This is a genomic window from Pseudomonas fluorescens, from assembly GCF_000730425.1.
Classification (GTDB): domain Bacteria; phylum Pseudomonadota; class Gammaproteobacteria; order Pseudomonadales; family Pseudomonadaceae; genus Aquipseudomonas; species Aquipseudomonas fluorescens_X.
Genome location: NZ_CP008896.1, coordinates 4,690,693 through 4,706,101 on the forward strand (window position 1 = coordinate 4,690,693; position 15,409 = coordinate 4,706,101).

General features: G+C 59.5%; 12 protein-coding genes and 1 rRNA gene. 6 read left to right on the forward strand and 7 right to left on the reverse strand.

Features of this window, described 5'->3' with window-relative positions; all coding sequences use genetic code 11:
• The first annotated feature begins 87 nt into the window (after positions 1-87).
• Both HZ99_RS20900 and HZ99_RS20905 read left to right on the forward strand, forming a co-directional pair.
• Positions 88-1,017 carry a LysR family transcriptional regulator gene (locus tag HZ99_RS20900; protein ID WP_038448143.1) on the forward strand — a complete coding sequence of 310 codons (930 nt, stop codon included), beginning with the start codon at positions 88-90 and terminating at the stop codon, positions 1,015-1,017.
• Between the two features lie 134 nt (positions 1,018-1,151).
• Positions 1,152-1,850, forward strand: a complete 699-nt coding sequence (locus tag HZ99_RS20905; RefSeq protein WP_038445747.1) for an ArsR/SmtB family transcription factor — start codon at positions 1,152-1,154, stop codon at positions 1,848-1,850.
• A gap of 31 nt (positions 1,851-1,881) precedes the next feature.
• Here the strand turns inward: HZ99_RS20905 and HZ99_RS20910 are convergent, their stop codons facing one another.
• A complete protein-coding gene (locus HZ99_RS20910) occupies positions 1,882-2,835 on the reverse strand; it encodes an adenosine deaminase (protein ID WP_038445749.1) in 954 nt (317 codons plus the stop codon).
• A 194-nt stretch (positions 2,836-3,029) separates the two neighbouring features.
• On the opposite strand from HZ99_RS20910, the gene HZ99_RS20915 reads away from it, so the two are divergent.
• Positions 3,030-4,118 carry a calcium:proton antiporter gene (locus HZ99_RS20915; protein ID WP_038445751.1) on the forward strand — a complete coding sequence of 363 codons (1,089 nt, stop codon included), beginning with the start codon at positions 3,030-3,032 and terminating at the stop codon, positions 4,116-4,118.
• On the opposite strand, the gene HZ99_RS20920 is transcribed toward HZ99_RS20915, so the two are convergent.
• From HZ99_RS20920 to HZ99_RS20945, 6 genes are all read right to left on the reverse strand, one after another.
• Positions 4,119-5,474 carry an 8-oxoguanine deaminase gene (locus HZ99_RS20920; protein WP_038445753.1) on the reverse strand — a complete coding sequence of 452 codons (1,356 nt, stop codon included), beginning with the start codon at positions 5,472-5,474 and terminating at the stop codon, positions 4,119-4,121.
• A 224-nt stretch (positions 5,475-5,698) separates the two neighbouring features.
• A complete protein-coding gene (locus tag HZ99_RS20925) occupies positions 5,699-6,385 on the reverse strand; it encodes an SDR family oxidoreductase (RefSeq protein ID WP_038445755.1) in 687 nt (228 codons plus the stop codon).
• 46 nt (positions 6,386-6,431) lie between these two features.
• On the reverse strand, positions 6,432-7,013 hold the full coding sequence (locus HZ99_RS20930) for an IMPACT family protein (RefSeq protein ID WP_038445757.1): 582 nt from the start codon (positions 7,011-7,013) through the stop codon (positions 6,432-6,434).
• A 13-nt stretch (positions 7,014-7,026) separates the two neighbouring features.
• Positions 7,027-7,686 (reverse strand): TetR/AcrR family transcriptional regulator, encoded by a 660-nt coding sequence (locus HZ99_RS20935; RefSeq protein ID WP_038445760.1) that lies wholly within the window; start codon positions 7,684-7,686, stop codon positions 7,027-7,029.
• A gap of 87 nt (positions 7,687-7,773) precedes the next feature.
• A complete protein-coding gene (locus tag HZ99_RS20940) occupies positions 7,774-9,168 on the reverse strand; it encodes a uracil-xanthine permease family protein (protein ID WP_038445762.1) in 1,395 nt (464 codons plus the stop codon).
• An 86-nt stretch (positions 9,169-9,254) separates the two neighbouring features.
• Positions 9,255-10,175 carry a LysR family transcriptional regulator gene (locus HZ99_RS20945; RefSeq protein WP_038445764.1) on the reverse strand — a complete coding sequence of 307 codons (921 nt, stop codon included), beginning with the start codon at positions 10,173-10,175 and terminating at the stop codon, positions 9,255-9,257.
• A 125-nt stretch (positions 10,176-10,300) separates the two neighbouring features.
• Here HZ99_RS20945 and HZ99_RS20950 point away from each other — a divergent pair, with 125 nt between their 5' ends.
• The 3 genes from HZ99_RS20950 to HZ99_RS20960 all read left to right on the forward strand — a co-directional run bounded on the left by HZ99_RS20950 (position 10,301) and on the right by HZ99_RS20960 (position 15,384).
• Positions 10,301-11,650: an aspartate aminotransferase family protein gene (locus HZ99_RS20950; RefSeq protein WP_038445766.1), complete on the forward strand. Its 1,350-nt coding sequence runs from the start codon at positions 10,301-10,303 to the stop codon at positions 11,648-11,650.
• Between the two features lie 74 nt (positions 11,651-11,724).
• Positions 11,725-13,218 carry a CoA-acylating methylmalonate-semialdehyde dehydrogenase gene (locus tag HZ99_RS20955; protein WP_038445767.1) on the forward strand — a complete coding sequence of 498 codons (1,494 nt, stop codon included), beginning with the start codon at positions 11,725-11,727 and terminating at the stop codon, positions 13,216-13,218.
• A gap of 629 nt (positions 13,219-13,847) precedes the next feature.
• A 16S ribosomal RNA gene (locus HZ99_RS20960) occupies positions 13,848-15,384 on the forward strand.
• Positions 15,385-15,409: the final 25 nt, after the last annotated feature.

Here is a 15,409-nt window from a genome sequence, read left to right on the forward strand (position 1 = left end):
ATCATTGGCTATTTCTCTGGCAGATAAAACCCGCTAAAAGAGCAGTCTCTTTCAATTTTTTTTTGATAATCCCTTGGGGCGATGGCCATGCTGCGTTTTGATGATTTGCAGTTGTTCGTGCGGGCGGCGGATTTGGGGAGTTTGTCGGCCGCCGCGCGGGTCATGGATATGTCGGCAGCGGTGGCCAGTGCTGCGTTGAAACGCATCGAGCAGCAATTGGGCGTGCGCTTGCTGGCACGCTCCACCCGCAGCCTGCGCCTGACCGCCGAGGGCGAAGGTTTCTTGCAGTACGCCCGTGGCGCGTTGAGCCAACTGGATGAAGGCCGGCGTCTGCTGGCCAGCGGCCAGGATCATGTCAGCGGTGTCCTGCAACTCTCGGCGCCTTCGGACTTCGGACGCAACCTGTTGTTGCCGTGGCTGGACGAGTTCCAACGCGAGCATCCGCAGTTAAGTGTGCGCCTGCTGCTGGGTGACCGGATCGCCGATCTGTTCCGCCAGCCGGTGGATATCGCCTTGCGCTACGGCGAGCCCGAGGATTCGAGCCTGGTGGCCTTGCCGGTTGCGCCGGACAATCGCCGGGTGCTGTGCGCGGCCCCCAGCTACCTGGCCCGGCATGGCGAGCCGCATCATCTGGAAGAGCTGGCCCAGCACAATTGTCTGCTCTATATGCTCGGCAGCCGGGTACACGACCACTGGCGTTTTCAAGATGCCAGGCGGGAAATCGGCCTGACCGTCAGCGGCGACCGTTTCAGCGACGATGCCGATGTGGTACGGCGTTGGGCCGTGGCCGGGGTGGGCATTGCCTACAAGTCCTGGCTGGATGTCAGCGCCGATGTGTTGGCCGGCCGCCTGCAGTTGCTCTTGCCACAGCTGCAGGGTGAGCGTACACCGCTCAACCTGCTGTGCGCCCATCGCGCACAACTGAGCAAACCGATCAACCTCCTGCGTGAAATGCTCGTGGCACGTTGTGGGAGTTTGAGTGCGCAGTTGCCTGAACGGCGGGGGACTACGCAATAACCTCAGAGGATTCAGGAAAATTCAGGCAGTTTCTGTCGCTGATTTGGCTGTAAGACGCCACGGAATCGGCGGCTTACACACTTATACTTTTGCGCGAAACGGAGCAGACCAACGATTCAACAGGGAGTGAGTATATGGAACAGGCACCTTGCATCAGCCAGATCGCCACCTTGCTGGCCGACCCCAAGCGCACCGCGATGATCTGGGCATTGATGGACGGCACGGCCAAGCCGTCCGAGGAGCTGGCGAGGTTGGCGGGGGTGTCGGCGTCATCGGCCAATGCGCATTTGGCCCGGTTGGCGGCGGGGGGATTGCTGCGCATTGAAGCCCGCGGGCGCAAACGCTTCTTCCGCATGGCGGCGGCGGACGTGAGCGCGGCAGTCGATGCATTGGCCAGTACCACAATGGCCAGCGTGGCGCGCGGTGCGCCCTGCCGGCCGGTGACGGCATTGCTGGCGCCGGCTCCGTTGCGTCAGGCGCGGCTTTGCCATGACCATCTGGGTGGGGAAATGGCGGCCGCACTTTATCAACGCATGGTGCTGGCGAAGTGGATTGAACGCTTTGAACAGCGGATCCATGTGACGCCCCTGGGCGCACGCCATTTGGCCGAGCATGGCATTTTTACCCAGGCCCTGGCCCAGCACAGTTACTCGACGATGGCCTGCAATTGTTTTGACTGGAGCGAACAGCAGCCACACCTGGGCGGGGCATTGGGGGCGGGGTTGTTGCAGTTGTTCATGCAGTCGCGCTGGTTGAAAACCATCAATGAGTCGAGCGTACTGCAGGTCACCGAGACCGGGCGCCTGGAAATTGCCCGGATAGCGGCCTTGTAGGAGCCGGCTTGCCGGCTCCTACAGATGAGGGTCAGGGCTTGACCAGGCGTGCATCCAGGCTGTTTTGCGCCAGGCGTCGGGCCTGGTCCTGGGTCATGCCCAGCGAGGTGTGCAGCGCATGGAAATTCTCGGTGACATAACCACCGAAGTACGCCGGGTCATCCGAGTTCACCGTGACCTTCACCCCGCGCTCCAGCATATCGAGGATGTTGTGCTGGGCCATGTCGTCGAATACACACAGTTTGGTATTGGACAGCGGGCACACGGTCAGGGGGATTTGCTCGTCGATGATCCGCTGCATCAGACGCTCGTCTTCGATGGCGCGCACGCCATGATCGATACGCTCGATCTTCAGCAGGTCGAGGGCTTCCCAGATGTATTCAGGCGGGCCTTCTTCGCCGGCATGGGCGACGGTCAGGAAGCCTTCGCCACGGGCGCGATCGAACACGCGCTGGAACTTGCTCGGTGGGTGGCCCATTTCCGAGCTGTCCAGGCCCACGGCGACAAACGCGTCGCGGAACGGTAGCGCCTGGTCGAGGGTCTTTTGTGCGTCTTCTTCGCTCAGGTGGCGCAGGAAACTGAGGATCAGGCCGCTGGTGATACCCAGTTGCTGCTCGCCATCCTTGAGCGCGCTGGCGATGCCATTGAGCACCACTTCGAAGGGAATGCCGCGGTCGGTGTGGGTCTGCGGGTCGAAGAACGGCTCGGTATGAATCACGTTCTGCGCCTTGCAACGCAGCAGGTAGGCCCAGGTCAGGTCGTAGAAATCCTGGGACGTGCGCAAGACATCGGCGCCCTTGTAATAGAGGTCGAGAAACTCCTGCAGGTTGTTGAAGGCGTAGGCCTTGCGCAGGGTTTCGACGTCGCTCCATGGCAGCGCGATTTTGTTGCGTTCGGCCAGGGCGAACAGCAACTCGGGCTCCAGCGAACCCTCCAGGTGCAGGTGCAGTTCGGCCTTGGGCAGGGCGTTGAGCCAGTCGTACATGTGTGCGTTCTCATCAGGTGCAATGGCGGCATTCTACAGGCCAGGGCGCAAATAATCGGTAAAACCTGACCGAGCGGTAAGCATTCTTCGTGCCTGCGGCAGTAGGTGAATGGACTAAGGTGTAACGAAACGTTAGCGATGCACCGCAGTCTGTACCCCATCAATGACTGATTCGCTGCTCGAAAAGGCCCGCAATGCTCACATCCTTCAAGCAAGAAAAGTTCCTGTGGCTGGCGCTGATCGCCGCCATCGTGGCCTACCCGCTGGAACACTGGCTACTGCACAGTGGGCAGATGACGGCGCTGCTCGGTGGCCTGGTGCTGATCGGCTTTATTGTCATGGCCTCGATGCGGGTGGCCCACCATGCGGAACTGCTCGCCGAAAAGGTCGGCGACCCCTACGGCACCATGATCCTGACCCTCGCAGCGGTGCTGGTAGAAGTGGTGATCCTGGCGATCATGATGAGCAACGAGGCGTCGCCGACCCTGGTGCGCGACACGATTTACTCGGCAGTGATGCTGGATATCAACGGCATCCTCGGCCTGGCCGCGCTGATGGGCGGCATCAAGCATGGCGAGCAGTCCTACAACGATGATTCGGCGCGGACCTACAGCGTAATGATCCTCACCGCCATGGGCGTTTCCATGGTGGTGCCGGAATTTATCCCCGAGGCCGACTGGAAAATCTACTCGGCCTTCACCATCGGCGCGATGGTGGTGTTGTATGCCTTGTTCCTGCGCATGCAGGTCGGGCCACACAGTTACTTCTTCAGCTACAGCTATCCGCAAAAACGCCGTAAACCGTTGCCGCAAGAACAGGCTTCGCCGGTCAGCCTGACGTTCTCCATCGCAACCCTGGTGCTGGGTGTGGTGGTGATTGGTGCACTGGCGGAAGTGATGTCCAAGACCCTGGACCTTGGCCTGGAGGGTACGGGCGCGCCGCCGGTGATCACGGCGATCCTGGTGGCCGCGATTTCCGCCGCCCCCGAAATCCTGACCGCCTTGCGTGCGGCCCTGGCCAACCGCATGCAGTCGGTGGTCAACATTGCACTGGGTGCTTCGTTGTCGACGGTGATCCTGACTGTGCCGGTGATGGAAGCCATGGCGCTGTACACCGGCCAGCCGTTTCAGATGGCGATGACGCCGGTGCAAACCGTGATGGTGTTTATCACGCTGATTGTCAGCGCGATCAACCTCAACGATGGCGAAACCAACGCCATCGAAGGGATGACCCATTTTGTGCTGTTTGCGACCTTTATCATGTTGTCGCTGCTGGGGTTGTAGTCAGCCGGCGATCAGCTGCCGCGCCGCCTGGCTGTGATCGGCGATGAGGCCCTTGAGGTCCATGCCCTCGATTTGCCCGTCGATCACCCGCCACTTGCCGCCCACCATCACTCGATCTGCGCGATCGGCGCCGCATAGCAGCAGCGCCGAAACAGGATCGTGGCTACCGGAGAAGCGCAGTTCGTCGAGTTTGAACAGGGCCAGGTCGGCCTGTTTACCCACCGCCAGCTCACCGATATCCGTACGGCCGAGCAGTTGGGCAGAGCCTTTGGTGGCCCAGCCCAGCACGCCTTCAGGGGTGATTTTTTCCGCTCCGTAACGCAGGCGCTGGATGTACAGGGCCTGGCGCGCTTCGAGAATCATGTTGGACGCATCGTTAGAGGCCGAACCGTCCACCCCCAGGCCAATCGGCGCGCCGGCGGCGATCAGGTCCAGGGTCGGGCAGATGCCGGAGGCCAGGCGCATGTTGGAGCTTGGGCAATGACAAATCCCGGTACCGGCCGCGCCCAGGCGAGCGATCTCATCGGGGTTGAAGTGAATGCCATGGGCCAGCCAGGTACGGGGGCCTAGCCAGCCGACACTGTCGAGGTAGTCCACAGTGCGCAGGCCGAAGCGCTGCAGGCAGAAGTCTTCTTCGTCGAGGGTTTCCGCCAGATGGGTGTGCAGGCGTACGTCCAGTTGGTTGGCCAGTTCGGCGCTGGCGCTCATGATTTGCGGGGTCACCGAGAACGGCGAGCAGGGCGCCAGGGCGATCTGGATGTGTGCGCCGTCGCCACGTTCGTGGTAGCGCTGGATCAGGCGTTGGCTGTCTTCGAGGATCACTTCACCCTGTTGCACGGTCTGTTGCGGTGGCAGCCCGCCGTCGGCTTCGCCCAGGCTCATGGAACCGCGCGTGAGCATGGCGCGCATGCCCAGTTCACGCACGCTGTCGACTTGCACGTCGATCGCATTTTCCAGGCCGTCGGGGAACAGGTAGTGGTGATCCGCTGCGGTGGTGCAGCCCGAAAGCAGCAGTTCGGCGAGGGCGACTTTACTGGCCAGGGCCAGCTTTTCCGGGGTCAGGCGCGCCCACACCGGATACAGGGTTTTCAGCCAGGGGAACAACGGCTGGTTGACCACCGGCGCCCAGGCACGAGTCAGGGTCTGGTAGAAGTGATGGTGGGTGTTGATCAGGCCGGGAAGCACCACATGTTCGCGGGCATCGAAGACGTGTTCGCAGGCCAGGCTCGGTTGTTGCCCTAAGGCGAGCACTTCGACGATCACACCGTCTTGCAGCACCAGGCCGCCACGGGCGTCGAGGGCATTGGCAGTGAAAATCGCGAGAGGGTTTTTTAACCAGATACGGGTCGCAGGCATTGGCCGGCTCCTCTGAATGATGGGTTCAGGTTTGCCAGCTCAGTGTTGCCCTGTCTGCTGATCCAGGGTCGTCGGTAAGGACGAGGTGGGCAGTCTACGTGGAGTGGGCGGCTCGGTCTATCCACCGCTCATCTGCCCAATCGCCAACCTCGCAGGAGCCGGCTTGCCCGTGATGGCGCGCACTATTGGCGGGCCTCATCGTCGGCAAGCCGGTTCCCACAGGGTTACCAGGGAATAGTCTCGCCCTTGTAGTTGACGAAGTGATGGCCACCCTTGCCGGTGTAGGCGTTCACTTGGGCAATCAGGCCGCGCACGCTGGTCTCTACGTCCAGGTCGGCACCTTCGCCGCCCATATCGGTCTTGACCCATCCCGGGTGCAGCGACAACACCGTCAGCTTCTGCTCGCCCAACTGCGTCACAAAGCTGTTGGTCATGGAGTTCAGTGCGGCTTTGCTGGCCTTGTACAGCGCAAGGTCTGGCGCATCGGGCATGGTCACGCTGCCCAGTACCGAACTCATGAATGCCAGTACGCCACTGCCCTGGCGAATTTGTGGGGCAAAGCGTTGGGCCAGGTTGATCGGTGCCACGGCATTGGTGAAAAACAGTTGGCCGACTTCGGCCTGGGTAGCGTGGCCCGGGGTCTGGTTGGCCGGGCCCTTGACGCCGGCGTTGACGAACAGCAGGTCGAAGGTACGGTCCTTGAGGCGCTGGCTCAGGGCGATCACGGCTTGCTGGTCGTCCATATCGAGCTTCTCGATCCGGACCGGGCCAACGGCTTTCAGGGCATCGGCTTTGCTCGGATCCCGCACGCTGGCGGTCACATCCCAGCCGCCCTCGAGCAATTGCTTGACCAGACCAAGGCCCAGCCCGCGCGAGGCGCCGATGATCAGTGCGGTTTTTGGGGTAGACATGAAGGCTTCCTTTGACGTCAGGGTTCAGTGAATGACCTTATCAGTTTCAACGTTGTAGCAGGATTCGTCCGCGGCTCAGGTCGGCCAACTGCGTTTGCAGGGTGTCGATATGGGCTTCGCCGAGTGCCAGTTGCAGTTCCACGCCGTTGGCGGTGAAGGTTTCTTCCAGCACCAGGCCACCTAGTTCGGCGACACGCAGCTTTACCAGCGTCAGCTCAGCGAAGCCACAGGTGCAACTCAAGGGCACGCGGCTGATCAGTTCAACCCGCTCGGCGTTTTGCAGGCATTTGTTCGCGCCGCCCCCATACGCCCGGGCCAGGCCACCGGTGCCCAGTTGAATGCCGCCATACCAGCGGATCACCAGTACCACGACCTGGTCAAAACCCTGGGCCTCGATGGCGGCCAGGATCGGCCGCCCGGCAGTGCCGCCGGGTTCGCCGTCGTCGTTGCTGCGGTATTGCCCACCCAGTTTCCAGGCCCAGCAGTTGTGCGTGGCGTTGAGGTCGCTGTGCTGCTCGATAAACGCCTGGGCGTCTTGCGGGCTGGTAATCGGTGCGGCATAGGTGATGAAGCGGCTTTTGCGGATTTCTTCGCGAAATTCGCAAAAGCCCGTCAGGGTGAAAGGCATCGGGTCGCTTCGTTCAGGGGGTCGGCTTGATGCCACAGCCTTTGAGAATAATGTGGATAAGGTTGCTGCCGGCGTCTTCCATGTCCTGCTTGGTCAGCTTGGTGCGACCGGTCACACGGCAGATCTGGGTCGCGAAGTCAGCGTAATGCTGAGTGCTGCCCCACAGCAGGAAGATCAAGTGTACCGGATCCACGGGGTCCATCTTGCCCGCATCGATCCAAGCCTGGAACACCGCGGCCCGGCCGCTGAACCAGGCGCGGTAGTCCTGGCTGAAATATTCGGTAAGGCATTCGCCACCGCTGATGATCTCCATGGCGAAGATCCGTGAGGCCTGTGGCTGGCGTCGCGAGTATTCCATCTTGGTGCGGATATAGCGGGTCAGTGCTTCGGCGGGATCATCCTCGGCGGTCAGGGTGTTGAAGGTGCTGTCCCACAGTTCGAGGATATTGCTCAGGACCGCGATGTACAGGCCCAGTTTATTGGTGAAGTAATAATGCAGGTTGGCCTTCGGCAGCCCGGCACTCGCGGCGATGGTGTTCATGCTGGTGCCTTTGTAGCCATGCCGGGCGAATTCGTCTTCGGCGGCCTGGATGATCGCTTGCTCGTTCTTTTGTCGAATGCGGCTGGCGGGTTTTCCCGCGTGGCTGTTGTGGGCAGGAACTTCGAGGCTCATGGAGGTTTCCGTGCAGATCGATGAATGCGATTGCTGCACAGATAACCCACCCTCAAGCCTCAGACAAGTCCCGATACGATAAAAGCGTCAAAGCGGTTCCAGCGTGTCGTTTTCCGCGAGCGGATTTGCGGCAGGCGCTGCTGCCTTGGATTCCGGCAGGATCAGGCACAACACAATCGCTGTCAGCCCGCCGCTGGTGATGGCCGAATCGAACAGGTTTTGCACCAGGGTTGGCATCAGGTGCAATAGGTTCGGTTGTGCGGCGATGCCCAGGCCGACCCCGAACGAGGTGGCGATGATCAGCATGCTGCGCCGGTCCAGCGGGGCCTGGGCCAGGATGCGCACGCCGGCGGCGGCGACGCTGCCGAACATCACCAGGGTTGCGCCGCCGAGCACCGGCTTGGGGATTTGCTGCAATAGCGCACCAATCAGCGGAAACAGCCCCAGACAAAACAGCACCACGCCGATGTACAAGCCCACATAGCGGCTGGCCACGCCGGTCAGTTGGATCACGCCATTGTTCTGGGCAAAGGTGGTATTGGGGAAGGCACTGAAAGCGGCGGCGATCATGCAACTGACGCCATCACCCAGTACGCCGCCCTTGAGCCGGCTTATATAGGACGGGCCGCTGATGGGCTGGCGGGCGATCATGCAGTTGGCGGTGAGGTCGCCCACGGTTTCGATGCTGCTGATCAGATAAATCAGCGCAACCGGCAGGAAAGCGCTCCAGTCGAAGTTGAAGCCAAAACGAAATGGTGTCGGCAGGCTGATCAAGGGCAAGTCGGGCAGGGGCTGGGGCACCAGCTTGCCGCTGAGCCACGCGGCGATGCTGCCCAGCACCAGGCCGATAATGATTGCGCTCAGGCGTACCCAGGGCGTGTTCGAACGGTTGAGCAGGATAATCGTCAGCACCACGAACAGACCCAGGGCCAGGTTGGTCGGCGCGCCAAAGTCCGGTGCATTGAAGCCGCCACCCAGGTCGGTGATGCCCACCTTGATCAGGCTGATACCAATCAGGGTAATCACAATCCCTGTCACCAGCGGTGTGATGACCCGGCGCAACTGGCCGATAAAGCGGCTCAGCACGATCTGCACCCACGCGCCGAAAAAGCACACGCCAAAGATCATCGCCAGGATGTCTTCCGGGCTGCCGCCACGCTGTTTGACCAGGAACCCCGCCGACAACACGGCACCGAGAAAGGCAAAGCTGGTGCCTTGCAGGCAGATCATTCCTGCACCAATTCCAAATGGCCTACGGGCCTGGATGAAGGTACCGACACCGGAAACCATCAGCGCCATGCTGATCAGGTAGGGCAGGTGGGCGGCCAGGCCCAGGGTCGAGCCGATGATCAACGGTGGAGTGATGATGCCGACAAAGCTGGCGAGTACATGTTGCAGGGCCGCGAGTAAGGCAGGCAGTGGTTTGGGGCGGTCGTTGAGGCCGTAGATCAGGTCGCTGGCGCTGGAGGATTCTGGTGGCATGGCATGGGGACTCAGGGCTGACGGTTCATGGTCCCCGTGCCTTGCAAAAAACTGTCCACTTGCTCAGGTTTTACGTGACGCCCATATCAGCGGGTCGCAGCCAGGCTTTCGAGAAAGCTTTCCAGCACCAAATGAGGGCGGCGGCCTTTGCGGGTGACCGAAGCCAGGCTTAAATCGTAAAAACGTGTGGTCGGTTTCAGCGCGCGCAGTCGGCCTTGTTGCACCCACAGGCTGGCGTAGTGATCGGGCAGATAACCAATGTAACGCCCGGTGAGAATCAGGAAGGCCATGCCTTCGCGGTCGGAAGCGCTGGCACTGCAGTTGAGCGCTTGATAGTGGGCCTGGATATCGGCAGGCAGGCGGAAGGTCGGCGCGATGGCGTCCTGGCTATTGATGCGCTGATCGTCCAGTTGCTTGTTGTCGGCATAAAACAGCGGATGGCCCACTGCGCAGTAGAGCAACGAGCGTTCGCTGTATAAAGGTTGGTACTCCAGCCCTGACAGTGCGCTGGCCTGGGGAACCACGCCGACATGCAGGCGACCGTCGAGCACGCCTTGTTCCACTTCATTGGGGGCGATCATACGGATCTGGATCTGCACGTCGGGGCCGCGCTCTTTCAACTGTGCCAGGGCATGGGTGATACGCATGTGGGGCAGGGTCACCAGGTTATCGGTCAGGCCGATGATCAGCTCTCCGCGCAGGTGTTGGTGCAGACCGTTGACCTCGGTGCGGAAACTCTCCAACGCACTTAATAGCTGCAATGCCGATTGGTAGACCTCGCGGCCTTCTTCAGTCAGGGAAAAGCCGGCGCGCCCGCGCTGACACAAGCGCAGGCCCAGGCGCTGTTCAAGGTCGCTCATCTGCTGGCTGATGGCAGAGCGGCCGATGCCCAGTACGGTTTCCGCCGCTGAGAAGCCGCCGCATTCCACCACGCTGCGGAAGATGCGCAACAGGCGGATATCGAAGTCACTGACTTGGGCCAGGGGATCGGTTCGGCGGCTGCTCATAGTTTAGTGAAGGCCTGACTGAAGGTTAGAAGAGTTGGATTTCACAGACTTTATCCCCGTGGCAATTTAGCTGCAACAACGCTTTTCAATCCCGACGCTGCCTTTTGCCTTGCGAGGTTTTGCTGATGAACATGCCCGAAAACGCCCCATCCACCCTGGCCAGCCAATTGAAGCTGGATGCTCACTGGATGCCTTACACCGCCAACCGTAACTTCCAGCGTGACCCGCGTCTGATCGTGGGGGCCGAAGGCAGTTGGTTGATCGATGACAAGGGGCGTCGGGTCTATGACTCGTTGTCGGGGCTGTGGACCTGCGGTGCTGGGCATACGCGCAAGGAAATCCAGGAAGCAGTCGCCAAGCAACTGGGCACCCTGGATTACTCGCCGGGCTTTCAATACGGTCATCCGTTGTCGTTTCAATTGGCAGAAAAGATTACCGACCTGACCCCAGGCAATCTGAACCACGTGTTCTTCACCGACTCTGGCTCCGAGTGCGCCGATACGGCGGTGAAGATGGTGCGTGCTTATTGGCGCCTGAAGGGCCAGGCCACCAAGACCAAAATGATCGGGCGTGCCCGTGGGTATCACGGTGTGAACATCGCCGGGACCAGCCTGGGCGGCGTCAACGGCAACCGTAAGATTTTTGGCCAGGCGATGATGGATGTCGACCATCTGCCGCACACGCTGCTGGCGAGCAATGCCTTCTCCCGTGGCATGCCGGAGTTGGGCGGGATTGCCTTGGCTGACGAGTTGCTCAAGCTGATCGAGTTGCATGATGCGTCGAACATCGCCGCCGTGTTCGTTGAGCCGATGGCAGGCTCGGCGGGTGTGCTCGTGCCGCCGCAGGGCTACCTCAAGCGTCTGCGTGAAATCTGTGACCAGCACGGCATCCTGCTGGTGTTCGACGAAGTGATTACCGGCTTTGGCCGTACCGGCTCGATGTTCGGTGCCGATAGCTTCGGTGTGACGCCGGACCTGATGTGCATCGCCAAGCAAGTGACCAACGGCGCGATTCCGATGGGTGCGGTGATTGCCAGCAGCGAGATCTATCAGACCTTCATGAACCAGGCGACCCCTGAGTACGCGGTGGAATTCCCGCACGGCTACACCTACTCGGCACACCCGGTGGCCTGTGCTGCGGGGCTGGCCGCATTGGATCTGTTGCAGAAGGAAAACCTGGTACAGAGCGTGGCCGAGGTCGCGCCACACTTTGAGAATGCGCTGCATGGCCTCAAGGGCAGCAAGAATGTGATCGACATTCGTAACTATGGCCTGGCCGGTGCGATCCAGATCGCCCCGCGTGATGGGGACGCCATCGTGCGCCCATTCGAAGCGGGCATGGCGCTTTGGAAGGCCGGGTTCTATGTGCGCTTTGGTGGCGACACCCTGCAGTTCGGCCCAACCTTCAACAGTAAGCCGCAGGACCTGGATCGCTTGTTCGATGCGGTCGGTGAAGTGCTGAACAAGATCGACTGATTTCTTCTTCTATATAGAACAACTGTCGGGCGCGACACGTGTCGCGCCTGTGGACAACTTTTCAGGAGCCTTGCATGAGCCTTATCCAGCATTTGATCAACGGTGAACTGGTGAACGACAGCGGGCGTAGCGCCGACGTCTACAACCCGTCCACAGGCCAAGTGATTCACCAGGTGCCATTGGCCAGCCGCGAAACCATTCAACAGGCGATCGACTCGGCCAAGGCCGCATTCCCGGCCTGGCGCAATACGCCACCGGCCAAGCGTGCCCAGGTGATGTTTCGTTTCAAGCAATTGCTGGAGCAGAATGAAGCCCGTATCTCCCAGTTGATCAGCCAAGAGCATGGCAAGACCCTCGAAGACGCCGCCGGTGAGTTGAAGCGCGGGATCGAGAACGTCGAGTACGCGTGCTCGGCGCCGGAAATCCTCAAGGGTGAGTACAGCCGCAACGTTGGCCCGAACATTGATGCCTGGTCCGATTTCCAGCCGCTGGGCGTGGTGGCCGGTATTACGCCGTTCAACTTCCCGGCCATGGTGCCACTGTGGATGTATCCATTGGCCATCGTTTGCGGCAACTGCTTTATCCTCAAGCCGTCGGAACGCGATCCAAGCTCGACCTTGCTGATTGCCCAGTTGCTGCAGGAAGCCGGCTTGCCTAAAGGCGTGCTAAGCGTGGTGCATGGTGACAAGGGGGCGGTGGATGCGCTGATCGAGGCGCCTGAGGTCAAGGCCTTGAGTTTTGTCGGTTCGACCCCGATTGCCGAGTACATCTATAGCGAAGCGACCAAGCGCGGCAAGCGCGTGCAGGCGCTGGGCGGGGCGAAGAACCATGCGGTGCTGATGCCGGATGCGGATCTGGATAACGCGGTGAGCGCTTTAATGGGGGCCGCCTACGGTTCCTGCGGCGAGCGTTGCATGGCGATTTCGGTTGCGGTCTGTGTGGGTGACCAGGTGGCGGATGCATTGATTGCCAAGCTGGTGCCGCAGATCAAGGCGCTGAAGATTGGTGCGGGTACTGCCTGTGGTCTGGACATGGGGCCGCTGGTTTCTGCGCAGGCACGGGACAAGGTCAGCGGTTATATAGAAGACGGCGTGTCTTCGGGTGCTGAGCTGGTGGTCGATGGGCGTGGCCTGAGCGTTGCCGGTCATGAAGACGGTTTCTTCCTGGGCGGCTGCCTGTTTGATCGCGTGACGCCAGAGATGCGTATCTATAAAGAAGAGATCTTTGGTCCAGTGCTGTGCGTCGTCCGGGTGAATAGCCTGGAAGCGGCGATGCAACTAATCAACGACCATGAATATGGCAACGGCACCTGCATCTTTACCCGTGACGGTGAGGCGGCGCGTCTGTTCTGTGACGAGATTGAAGTGGGCATGGTGGGGGTTAACGTACCCTTGCCGGTGCCGGTGGCTTATCACAGCTTTGGCGGCTGGAAGCGTTCGCTGTTTGGCGACTTGCACGCCTATGGGCCGGATGGGGTGCGTTTCTACACCCGTCGCAAGGCGATTACTCAGCGCTGGCCGCAGCGTGCAAGCCATGAAGCATCGCAATTCGCCTTTCCCAGTTTGTAAGGTCGGATGAGCAGAAGGCCGACCCCTTGGGGTCGGCCTTTGCGTTTTTGGGGCTTTTTTGACCGATATGACAGAAATGTGAAAGTAACGGTTGACGGCGATTTATATCTGTCTATAATTCGCCCCACTTCCGGCGCAGTCGAAACGGAAAACTCTTTGGTAAACAAAGAGTTATGCAGGATTCGACAGCGAGGCGCTTCAGTTCATCGAAGCCCAGAAGGAGTGGGTAGGGCAGGGTTGTTTGGCTCTATCGACGTTTCGATCCTCTGGTTCGAAAGCGGAGAAAAAGAGGTGTTGACAGCAGCGTGTAACGCTGTAGAATTCGCCTCCCGCTGACGAGAGATCGAAAGCGCAAGTGGTTGAAGTTGTTGAGGAAATCCTCGAAAACTTCTGAAAATAACCACTTGACAGCAAATGAGGCTGCTGTAGAATGCGCGCCTCGGTTGAGACGAAAGATCTTAACCAACCGCTCTTTAACAACTGAATCAAGCAATTCGTGTGGGTGCTTGTGGAGTCAGACTGATAGTCAACAAGATTATCAGCATCACAAGTTACTCCGCGAGAAATCAAAGATGTAACCAACGATTGCTGAGCCAAGTTTAGGGTTTCTTAAAAACCCAAAGATGTTTGAACTGAAGAGTTTGATCATGGCTCAGATTGAACGCTGGCGGCAGGCCTAACACATGCAAGTCGAGCGGTAGAGAGAAGCTTGCTTCTCTTGAGAGCGGCGGACGGGTGAGTAATGCCTAGGAATCTGCCTGGTAGTGGGGGATAACGTTCGGAAACGGACGCTAATACCGCATACGTCCTACGGGAGAAAGCAGGGGACCTTCGGGCCTTGCGCTATCAGATGAGCCTAGGTCGGATTAGCTAGTTGGTGGGGTAATGGCTCACCAAGGCGACGATCCGTAACTGGTCTGAGAGGATGATCAGTCACACTGGAACTGAGACACGGTCCAGACTCCTACGGGAGGCAGCAGTGGGGAATATTGGACAATGGGCGAAAGCCTGATCCAGCCATGCCGCGTGTGTGAAGAAGGTCTTCGGATTGTAAAGCACTTTAAGTTGGGAGGAAGGGTTGTAGATTAATACTCTGCAATTTTGACGTTACCGACAGAATAAGCACCGGCTAACTCTGTGCCAGCAGCCGCGGTAATACAGAGGGTGCAAGCGTTAATCGGAATTACTGGGCGTAAAGCGCGCGTAGGTGGTTAGTTAAGTTGGATGTGAAATCCCCGGGCTCAACCTGGGAACTGCATTCAAAACTGACTGACTAGAGTATGGTAGAGGGTGGTGGAATTTCCTGTGTAGCGGTGAAATGCGTAGATATAGGAAGGAACACCAGTGGCGAAGGCGACCACCTGGACTGATACTGACACTGAGGTGCGAAAGCGTGGGGAGCAAACAGGATTAGATACCCTGGTAGTCCACGCCGTAAACGATGTCAACTAGCCGTTGGGAGCCTTGAGCTCTTAGTGGCGCAGCTAACGCATTAAGTTGACCGCCTGGGGAGTACGGCCGCAAGGTTAAAACTCAAATGAATTGACGGGGGCCCGCACAAGCGGTGGAGCATGTGGTTTAATTCGAAGCAACGCGAAGAACCTTACCAGGCCTTGACATCCAATGAACTTTCTAGAGATAGATTGGTGCCTTCGGGAACATTGAGACAGGTGCTGCATGGCTGTCGTCAGCTCGTGTCGTGAGATGTTGGGTTAAGTCCCGTAACGAGCGCAACCCTTGTCCTTAGTTACCAGCACGTAATGGTGGGCACTCTAAGGAGACTGCCGGTGACAAACCGGAGGAAGGTGGGGATGACGTCAAGTCATCATGGCCCTTACGGCCTGGGCTACACACGTGCTACAATGGTCGGTACAGAGGGTTGCCAAGCCGCGAGGTGGAGCTAATCCCATAAAACCGATCGTAGTCCGGATCGCAGTCTGCAACTCGACTGCGTGAAGTCGGAATCGCTAGTAATCGCGAATCAGAATGTCGCGGTGAATACGTTCCCGGGCCTTGTACACACCGCCCGTCACACCATGGGAGTGGGTTGCACCAGAAGTAGCTAGTCTAACCTTCGGGAGGACGGTTACCACGGTGTGATTCATGACTGGGGTGAAGTCGTAACAAGGTAGCCGTAGGGGAACCTGCGGCTGGATCACCTCCTTAATCGACGACATCAGCTGCTCCATAA

Coding starts and splice junctions, on each gene's coding strand:
- HZ99_RS20900 (WP_038448143.1), top strand. CDS start 88: ATGCTGCGTTTTGATGATTTGCAGTTGTTCGTGCGGGCGGCGGATTTG.
- HZ99_RS20905 (WP_038445747.1), top strand. CDS start 1,152: ATGGAACAGGCACCTTGCATCAGCCAGATCGCCACCTTGCTGGCCGAC.
- HZ99_RS20910 (WP_038445749.1), bottom strand. CDS start 2,835: ATGTACGACTGGCTCAACGCCCTGCCCAAGGCCGAACTGCACCTGCAC.
- HZ99_RS20915 (WP_038445751.1), top strand. CDS start 3,030: ATGCTCACATCCTTCAAGCAAGAAAAGTTCCTGTGGCTGGCGCTGATC.
- HZ99_RS20920 (WP_038445753.1), bottom strand. CDS start 5,474: ATGCCTGCGACCCGTATCTGGTTAAAAAACCCTCTCGCGATTTTCACT.
- HZ99_RS20925 (WP_038445755.1), bottom strand. CDS start 6,385: ATGTCTACCCCAAAAACCGCACTGATCATCGGCGCCTCGCGCGGGCTG.
- HZ99_RS20930 (WP_038445757.1), bottom strand. CDS start 7,013: ATGCCTTTCACCCTGACGGGCTTTTGCGAATTTCGCGAAGAAATCCGC.
- HZ99_RS20935 (WP_038445760.1), bottom strand. CDS start 7,686: ATGAGCCTCGAAGTTCCTGCCCACAACAGCCACGCGGGAAAACCCGCC.
- HZ99_RS20940 (WP_038445762.1), bottom strand. CDS start 9,168: ATGCCACCAGAATCCTCCAGCGCCAGCGACCTGATCTACGGCCTCAAC.
- HZ99_RS20945 (WP_038445764.1), bottom strand. CDS start 10,175: ATGAGCAGCCGCCGAACCGATCCCCTGGCCCAAGTCAGTGACTTCGAT.
- HZ99_RS20950 (WP_038445766.1), top strand. CDS start 10,301: ATGAACATGCCCGAAAACGCCCCATCCACCCTGGCCAGCCAATTGAAG.
- HZ99_RS20955 (WP_038445767.1), top strand. CDS start 11,725: ATGAGCCTTATCCAGCATTTGATCAACGGTGAACTGGTGAACGACAGC.